This window comes from Pseudomonas folii, from assembly GCF_014357575.1.
Classification (GTDB): Bacteria; Pseudomonadota; Gammaproteobacteria; order Pseudomonadales; family Pseudomonadaceae; genus Aquipseudomonas; species Aquipseudomonas folii.
In genome coordinates this window covers 1-8,559 of record NZ_JACONW010000197.1, presented here as the reverse complement: position 1 = coordinate 8,559, position 8,559 = coordinate 1, and the positions used below count along the sequence as shown (strand labels likewise).

The window sequence follows — 8,559 nt, the reverse complement described above, 5'->3', positions numbered from 1 at the left end:
AGGCATCATTCAGAGCAAGAGCGCGTGCCAGCTATTTTTAACAGGTCTTACCAGCTCACACCAAACCCTGCGGTGTAGCGGGTTTTGTCCAGATCGCCATTTTCGGATCCGCTGATAACGTTCTTCTCGGCCTTGAGGTTCAATGACGCCCAATCCGTCACTTTGTAGCGAAGCCCCACCTCCGCATCCAGAGAATAGTCAGCCACGTTGCTGATGGGTTTGCCCACTTCGCCGTTGGTGAAGAACTCGACCTTTTTGCCGATCAGGAAACGGTTGTAATCCCAAGTACCCGCCACAGAGTAGAAATTCTCTTTCTCGCCGTTTCTGAACTCGAAATCGGTGCGGTTAAGCAGAGCGCCCAGCTTGAAAGCGCCCAGCTCGTCATCCCAGAACTGGTAGCCCGGCCCCGTACCTACAACGCGCTGACGACTGAGGTCTTCGATCTTGTCGCGCTTGTAACTGATCCGGCCATCCCAGAAAAATTTCTCGGTCAGGAAGCGGTCGATGGAGTACTCGGCACTCCAGTTGTCAGTGCTGACCACATCATCCTGAGTCTCGCGGTTGTAATCGCCTTTGGCGTTATGACGCCATTGACCATGCCGCGCCGAGGTCTTGAAAGCGACGTTGTAATCGTTGGTGTCGTTCTCGGCTTGCTGGAAATCCGCCGCCAGGTCGACATTGCCCTTCCAGACCAGATCAGTGATCACCGGCTTGGGCTTGAGAATCTGCTGAATGCTGGCCAGCTCGACCGTTTTAGGTGCGTCGCCGTTGGTCAGCGTGACCTTGCCGTCGTCAGAGGCTTTCAATGATTTGGCAATTTCGCCCTGATACTGATCCTGCTTGACCATCAGCGGCTGGTCGCTCTCCAGGGTCTTGACCTGCTTCCAGTCAACGGGAATCGATCCCCCGTAAGAGGTTTCAACCACTAGCTTGCCGCCGTCGAAGAGTTTTATGGTACCGGTGATTTTGTCGCCATTCTTCAACCAGACGGTATCAGCGAGCAAAGGAGTAGCGGCAACGGAGGCAGCGAGGAACAGCAAAGTTCTGGTCAGCATAAGCAACAAGGAGGCTCAAGTTAGCGGAAAATCGGGCATCATCCCTCGGGATGACGTCAAGGCAATCGAAGACCGCCGCTGGAACAGAAAACACTGACAGCAGAAAACCTCAGTAGTTCAAATACCAGGCGGCCGCCCATCCATAAACAGCTCTATAAACAGGAGCAAAGCGTTGATCAAGCAGCAGCCGGACTCATCGGATCCGACCGGAATGGACCCGACGCAGGCGCGACGCACGGCGCTGTACCTTACGCTCAATCAGGTGCCTGAAGGGAAAGTGGTCAGCTATGGGCAGTTGGCGGAACTGGCCGGACTGGGTCGCGCTGCGCGCTGGGTCGGGCGGACATTGAGCCAGTTACCGGATGGCACTTCGCTGCCGTGGCATCGGGTGATAGGTGCTGGCGGCAAGGTCAGTTTGCCCGTCGGTACACCGTCAGGCGACGAACAACGCGCCCGATTACGTGCAGAAGGCATCATTGTGCAGAACAATCGGGTAGATATCCGGCGTCATGGCTGGCGTCCGATAGAGCACAGCGGTTAGAGTGCGCCCTTTGTTTTCGTAACCTGAGGCAGACTCCAGCCCATGCCCCGTAAAACCTGGCGCGCCGCGCTCGCCGCATATGCCAGCCCTTCGACGTTAGTGCTGTTATTGCTCGGATTCGCTGCGGGCATGCCCTACATGTTGGTGTTTTCCACTCTGTCGGTCTGGTTGCGTGAAGCCGGTGTCGCTCGAGAAACCATTGGCTATGCCAGCCTGATCGGGCTGGCTTATGCATTTAAATGGGTGTGGTCGCCCCTGCTCGACCAATGGCGCCTGCCGCTGCTTGGCAAGTTGGGGCGGCGACGCTCCTGGCTCGTCCTATCGCAAAGCCTGGTGATTCTGGGATTGATCGGCATGGGCTTCTGCGACCCGCAGCAGCACTTGTCCTGGCTGATCGCAATCGCCGTGGTCGTGGCGTTTTCATCCGCGACTCAAGACATCGCCATCGATGCCTATCGCCTGGAAATTGCCAACGATACCCAGCAGGCCGCCCTCGCAGCCAGTTACATGTCCGGCTACCGTGTCGCGGCGCTGCTCGCCACCGCAGGCGCGCTGTATTTCGCCGAAGGTTTTGGCTCCACGGGTTTCGCCTACAAGCATTCGGCATGGACCGGCACCTACGTGCTGTTTGGCCTGCTGATGCTGCCAGCGTTGATTACTACGCTGATCATGCGCGAACCTCCGGTGGCACTGCGCACCCAATTGTCGGCCGCTCGCTATGGTTTCGTGCACCAGCTGGCGTCCGTGTTTGTGCTGATTGTGCTGCTCGTATCGGTTCCGGCGATGTTCACCCAGCTCTACAACACAGACTTCGCCAGCGTACTGTTTCAGCACGCCAGCTGGACGGACCTGCTGATGGAAGACCGCGCCTTTCTGCGCGCCATCCTCTATATCGTCCTGACCGTCGCGTGCCTGTCTTCAATGGGGCGGCGGGGCCTGGCTCCGGTGCTGACGCCGATCAATGACTTCATCCTGCGTTATCGCTGGCAGGCGTTCCTGTTGCTGGGATTGATCGCGACGTACCGTATGTCAGACACGGTCATGGGTGTCATGGCCAACGTCTTCTACATCGATCAGGGCTTTACCAAGGATCAGATTGCCAGTGTCAGCAAGATCTTCGGTCTGATCATGACGCTGCTGGGCGCAGGCTTTGGCGGATTGTTGATCGTGCGTTTTGGCATCATGCCGATTCTGTTCATTGGCGGCCTGACCTCGGCGGCTACCAACCTGCTGTTTCTGATGCTGGCCGACATGGGGCCGAACCTGAAGATGCTGGTGCTGACCATTTCCCTGGACAATTTCAGCTCCGGATTGGCGACCTCGGCGTTCGTAGCGTATCTATCGAGCCTGACCAACCTCAAATTCTCGGCGACACAATACGCGCTGCTCAGCTCGATCATGCTGCTGCTGCCGCGTTTGCTGGGAGGTTATTCGGGGGTTGTGGTGGAGAAGTATGGCTATCACAACTTCTTCCTGATCACTGCGCTATTGGGCGTACCCACGCTGATCATGATCATCCTGCAGTGGAGCAAGGAAGCGCGCCAGGACAAGGCGGCCGAGGTGCTTGAGGCGGAGAAGCCCTCGCAAGATCAACTTTAAGGCTGCAACGCTGAATCTGCAGAAGCTGCCGAAGGCTGCGATGGCGGCGTGTCAGCCAGATGCTTTCGCAGCCTTCGGCAGCTCCTACAAAGTCATAGGCTAATTACTGCGGTGCTGCTGAATCCTGAACCACGCGAATAACGCGTTGCGGGAACGGGATGTCGATGTTGGCAGCACGCAGGCGGTCACGGGCTTCGGCGTTGAAGCGGTTGGACACATCGCCGAAATCACCGGTCTTGACCCAGACCCGCAACGAAACAGTGATCGAGCTATCACCCAGCGCAGCTACCACGGCCTGCGGTGCAGGGTCCTGCAGTATGCGAGGATCATCTGCCATGTCCATCAGAACTTGCAGCGCCTGCTTCAGATCGGCCTCGTAATCCACGCCCACATCAAAGGTAATCTTGCGGGTCGGCTGGCGGTTGGTGTTAGTGATAATCCCGTTGGACAGATTGCCATTGGGCAGTATCACCGTCTTGTTGTCACCGGTACGCACCACGGTATGGAATATCTGGATACTGTCGACAGTGCCCGAGATTCCCTGCGCTTCGATCCAGTCTCCAATACGGAACGGGCGAAACAGCAGAATCAGCACGCCGCCTGCGAAATTCGCCAGGCTGCCTTGCAGCGCAAGACCAATCGCCAGACCTGCAGCACCGATAGCGGCAACGAACGAGGTGGTTTCGACCCCGATCATCGACGCAACGCTCACAACCAGCAAAATCTTGAGAATGATGTTGGCGAGGCTGCTGATAAAGCCTTGTAACGCGAGGTCAGCATTGCGCAGTGCCAGTAGCGCCCCCACCTTAGTGGTCAGGCGATTGATCAGCCACCAACCAATCGTCAGGGTCACCAACGCCAACAGTACGCGGCTGCCGTATTCCATGATCATCGGGATCCAGGCCTGGGAGGCCTTTACCAGATGATCCACTTCGGCATTCAAATCCATCTTTCTCTCCTTACATTTCGCGACCTGACGCCGCAACCATCAGGCGGTGCCCGATGGTTACACAGCTTGCACAAGCCGTGGACGCGTCAGGGAAACAGATTCCTGCGCCAAGGGCGGTCGATCAGTCGCGGAAGTTATTGAATTGCAGCGGCATGCCAAACTCATTGGCACGCAGGACGGCCATGGCCTCTTGCAGGTCGTCACGCTTCTTGCCGGTCACGCGCACTTGCTCACCTTGAATGGCGGCCTGGACCTTGAGCTTGGCTTCCTTGATGTGAGCGACGATTTTCTTCGCCAGCTCTTTGTCGATGCCTTCCTTGAGAACGGCGTCCTGCTTCATCAATTTACCGGAAGCAAAGGCGTCTTTGACTTCAAGGCATTTGACGTCGATCTTGCGCTTGACCAGGCATAGCTTGAGGATTTCGATCATCGCTTCAAGCTGGAACTCCGCCTCGGCAGTCAGACTGACCGTCAGGTCCTTTTCCTTGAACTCGAATTCGCCTTTACCTTTCAAGTCGTAGCGACGGTCCAGCTCTTTGATAGCGTTGTCGACGGCGTTAGTGACTTCGTGTTTATCCAGTTCGGACACTACGTCGAACGAGGGCATGTCATTTCTCCAATGGATGGCGCTGAAACGCCAGTCTTTGATGTGAATAAAACCCGGTTATTATAACGAGACTTTCCCGCGTTCACTGCGAGCCATCCATGTCGACAGCCAATTTCTCGCTCCTGCTCAGTTTTCTTCGCCTCGCCGTGAGCCGCTAATGGCCGTCGTCTGGCATGTGTTGGGTGCCGGGAGCCTGGGCAGCCTTTGGGCAGTGCGACTGGCGAGAGTGGGTTTGCCGGTTCGACTGATCCTGCGTGATGCTACGCGTCTGGCCGCGTATAACGCCAATGGCGGGACTCTGACGCTGGTTGAGCAGGGTGTTGAAAGTCGAGCGGCGATCAGCGCGCAGACTCTCGACAGCGCAGAGCCCATCAAACGGCTATTGCTGGCGTGCAAGGCTTACGATGCCGAGCAGGCCGTAGCGGCACTGGCGCATCGACTGACACATGACGCGGAAATAATCCTGCTGCAAAACGGCTTGGGCAGTCAGGACGCGGTCGCCGCAAAAGTCCCGAAAGCACGTTGCATCTGCGCCTCCAGCACCGAAGGAGCGTTTCGCCAACGCGACGGGTCAGTGGTGTTTGCCGGGCATGGTTATAACTGGTTGGGCGACCCTGCCGATCCCTCCCCGCCTGAGTGGCTGAGCGACCTGCAACTGGCAGGCATTCCCCATGAATGGACCCCGGACATCCTCACCCGGCTCTGGCGCAAGCTGGCACTTAACTGCGCGATCAATCCGCTGACCGTACTTCACGACTGCCAAAATGGTGGTTTGATGCAACATCACTGCGAAGTGGCCACCCTGTGTGCCGAACTGACCGAACTGCTCCAACAGTGCGGACAGCCAGCAGCAGCCGAGGATCTGCACAGCGATGTGCAACGAGTCATTCAGGCAACAGCGGCCAATTACTCGTCGATGTATCAGGATGTCGCGCAAGGACGCCGCACAGAGATCAGCTATTTGCTGGGCCATGCCTGTGCAATCGCCGAGCGCCATGGCGTCGTTATTCCGCATTTGCAGCAACTGAAGGTCAGACTTGTAAAACACCTGACGGACAAAGGGCTGCCCGCGAACTAGCTCCGGCCGCCTGTTTGCTCAATGGCCGGGGGGCGCGCTACCCTGAACATTCCTCATCCCCGTGTGATCCGCCTCATGCCATTGCGCCAACGCCTGGAAAACCTGCCAGTCGGCCAGAAGCTACTGGCAGCCTTGCTGGTCTTGCTGACCACTGTCCTGCTGGTCGCCAATCTGACGTTCATCAGTGCCGCCTATTACATTTCTCAGGAGGCCATGGCCCCTCAGGCACTGCAGACCATTGGCCGCCTGATCAGCAATCCGAACCTTGCTGAACAGGCACTCAGCTCACCAGCGGATGCCGAATCGTTGCTCAAGGAGCTGAAAAATTACGGTCCGTTGCGCGCTGCTGCTCTTTACGACTCCAATGGCGAGCGAATTGGCCAGCTGCAACAAGGCGACAAGCTCAGGCTGCCGGGACGATTCAAAGACATCGAAGCCTGGCGCATCACCGAATTTCGTAATACCCAGCTAATCCCGGTACCGAAAGCGGGTCAGGCACCGGGCCACCTGTTACTGGTTGCCAGTAGCGAATTACCGACTGCGTTCTACACCGGCACCCTGACTGCCAGCCTTGGCATTCTGGTCTTCAGCGTACTGCTCTGGCTGGTCATTGCCCGGCAGATTCGGCGCCTGATTACCGAACCCATCTATCAGTTGGAAGAGCTCTCACGTCAGGTCACACGGGAAGAGAGCTACGCATTGCGCGCAGCGCCAGGCAACAAGGATGAAATCGGCAGTCTCGCTGAAGCCTTCAACACCATGCTGTCGCGTATCGAGGCCCGGGAGCAACAACTCAAGCGCGCTCGGGACGACTCTCAGGAGGCCTACGATCAGGCTCAGGGGCTGGCCGAAGAGACCCGTAACACCAACCGCAAGCTGGAGCTTGAGGTGAAGGTGCGCAGCAAGATCGAGAAGAAGCTCACAGGATTCCAGAACTACCTGAACAGCATCATCGACTCGATGCCTTCGGCGCTGATTGCGCTGGATGAACAGCTGTATGTTACCCAGTGGAATCAGGAAGCCAGCGCACTTTCCGGCACGCCTTTGGATGAAGCGCTCAACCAGCCGATATTTCTGGCCTTCCCGCCGATGAGAACCTTCCTGCCGCAGCTCAAGCAGACGGTGGAGAAACACAGTGTCACCAAGATCGAACGGGTCACCTGGATCAAGGACGAAGAGCGTCGTCACTATGCCCTGACTTTCTACCCGCTGACTGGCGGCGCGGGGCAAGGCGTGGTGATTCGTGTCGATGACATCACCCAGCGATTGTCGCTGGAAGAGATGATGGTGCAGTCCGAGAAGATGCTTTCCGTCGGCGGCCTGGCGGCAGGCATGGCCCACGAGATCAACAATCCGCTGGGTGCGATCCTGCATAACGTGCAAAACATTAGACGGCGGCTGTCGACCGACCTGCAGAAAAACATTGAGCAAGCCGAAGCCGAAGGCATCGAGCTGGAAACAGTGAATCGTTATCTGGTCAGCCGGGAAGTACCAAAACTGCTCGATGGTATTCAGCAAGCCGGTGCAAGGGCCGCGAAGATCGTCAGCCACATGCTCAGCTTCAGCCGTCTCAGCACCCGGCAAATGGCCCCGTGCGACCTGCCGGCATTGATTGATCAGGCGGTAGAGATCGCCAGTAATGACTTTGACCTGACCATCGGTTTCGACTTCAAGGGCCAGGCCATCATTCGTCAATTCGACCCGGAACTGGGTCCGGTGCCGGGGACGGCCAACGAACTGGAGCAGGTGTTGCTGAACCTGCTCAAGAACGCTGCACAGGCCATTCATCAACGCCCGGATGATGCAGAACCGGGGCGTATCATTCTGCGTACCCGACTGAATCCGCCATGGGCCGAGATTCAGGTCGAAGACAACGGTATCGGCATGACCGAACAAGTGCGTAAGCGAACGTTCGAACCGTTCTTCACTACCAAAGAAATTGGTCAGGGCACCGGGCTTGGGCTGTCGGTGTCGTACTTCATCATTACCAACAATCACAAAGGCCAGATGGAGGTGCACTCTTCTGTCGGCCAGGGCACCTGCTTCACTTTGCGCCTGCCTTTGGCAGGCAGCCAGGTGAACGTGCCTGAAGCGGTTATTTCGCCGCTATAACGGAGCATTGAGAATGGGCTTTCGCTTGTCGAAGATTTACACACGCACTGGCGACACCGGCGAAACCGGCCTGGGTGACGGCCGACGCGTGCCGAAGGATCACCCCCGGGTCGAAGCAATCGGCGAGGTTGATACGCTGAACAGCCAGTTGGGATTACTCCTTGCCGGGCTGGCCGAGCGACTGTCGGCAAAGCCTGCCCTCGCTGAGGTGATCGAAGTGCTCGCGCCGTGTCAGCATCGATTGTTCGACCTGGGTGGCGAATTGGCGATGCCGGTTTATCAGGCCCTTGATCAGGCTGAAATTGATCGACTGGAAGCGGCCATCGACCTGTGGAATGAAGAGCTGGGGCCGCTGGAGAATTTCATTCTGCCCGGTGGTTCGGCGCTGATCGCCCAGGCCCACGTCTGCCGCAGCCTGGCCCGCAGTGCCGAACGACGCTGTCAGCATCTCAATGCCATCGAGCCGCTGGCCGGGGTTGGGTTGGCGTATATCAACAGGTTATCGGATTTGTTGTTTGTCGCAGCGCGATTGATTGCCAAGCGGCAGGGTATTGCGGAGATATTGTGGGAAGCAGCGAAGAAGCCTTAATCACCGCTCCCGCTGGATGAACGTTAAAC

Annotated in this window: 8 protein-coding genes; 5 read left to right on the top strand and 3 right to left on the bottom strand. The window is 57.4% G+C overall.

What is annotated here, in order from left to right; translation table 11 throughout:
* Positions 1–47 precede the first annotated feature (47 nt).
* Positions 48–1,055 (bottom strand): DUF481 domain-containing protein, encoded by a 1,008-nt coding sequence (locus H8S59_RS24660; RefSeq protein ID WP_187523116.1) that lies wholly within the window; start codon positions 1,053–1,055, stop codon positions 48–50.
* Between the two features lie 211 nt (positions 1,056–1,266).
* Here H8S59_RS24660 and H8S59_RS24655 point away from each other — a divergent pair, with 211 nt between their 5' ends.
* Positions 1,267–1,596: an MGMT family protein gene (locus H8S59_RS24655; RefSeq protein WP_095096893.1), complete on the top strand. Its 330-nt coding sequence runs from the start codon at positions 1,267–1,269 to the stop codon at positions 1,594–1,596.
* Between the two features lie 42 nt (positions 1,597–1,638).
* Complete coding sequence (locus H8S59_RS24650; protein WP_095096309.1) at positions 1,639–3,195, top strand: AmpG family muropeptide MFS transporter; 1,557 nt, start codon at positions 1,639–1,641, stop codon at positions 3,193–3,195.
* Between the two features lie 103 nt (positions 3,196–3,298).
* Here H8S59_RS24650 and H8S59_RS24645 read toward each other — a convergent pair whose 3' ends face one another.
* Positions 3,299–4,144: a mechanosensitive ion channel family protein gene (locus H8S59_RS24645; protein ID WP_095096312.1), complete on the bottom strand. Its 846-nt coding sequence runs from the start codon at positions 4,142–4,144 to the stop codon at positions 3,299–3,301.
* A 121-nt stretch (positions 4,145–4,265) separates the two neighbouring features.
* Positions 4,266–4,751 (bottom strand): YajQ family cyclic di-GMP-binding protein, encoded by a 486-nt coding sequence (locus H8S59_RS24640; RefSeq protein ID WP_027900271.1) that lies wholly within the window; start codon positions 4,749–4,751, stop codon positions 4,266–4,268.
* A 157-nt stretch (positions 4,752–4,908) separates the two neighbouring features.
* Here H8S59_RS24640 and H8S59_RS24635 point away from each other — a divergent pair, with 157 nt between their 5' ends.
* The 3 genes from H8S59_RS24635 (at position 4,909) to H8S59_RS24625 (ending at position 8,530) form a co-directional block, all read left to right on the top strand.
* The gene (locus tag H8S59_RS24635) at positions 4,909–5,829 is read left to right on the top strand and encodes a putative 2-dehydropantoate 2-reductase (RefSeq protein WP_187523115.1); all 921 of its coding nucleotides are present in this window, start codon (positions 4,909–4,911) and stop codon (positions 5,827–5,829) included.
* A 75-nt stretch (positions 5,830–5,904) separates the two neighbouring features.
* Complete coding sequence (locus H8S59_RS24630) at positions 5,905–7,941, top strand: sensor histidine kinase (protein WP_187523114.1); 2,037 nt, start codon at positions 5,905–5,907, stop codon at positions 7,939–7,941.
* A gap of 13 nt (positions 7,942–7,954) precedes the next feature.
* Entirely contained in the window at positions 7,955–8,530 is a 576-nt protein-coding gene (locus tag H8S59_RS24625) for a cob(I)yrinic acid a,c-diamide adenosyltransferase (RefSeq protein ID WP_187523113.1), read from the top strand.
* The last annotated feature ends 29 nt before the right edge of the window (positions 8,531–8,559 follow it).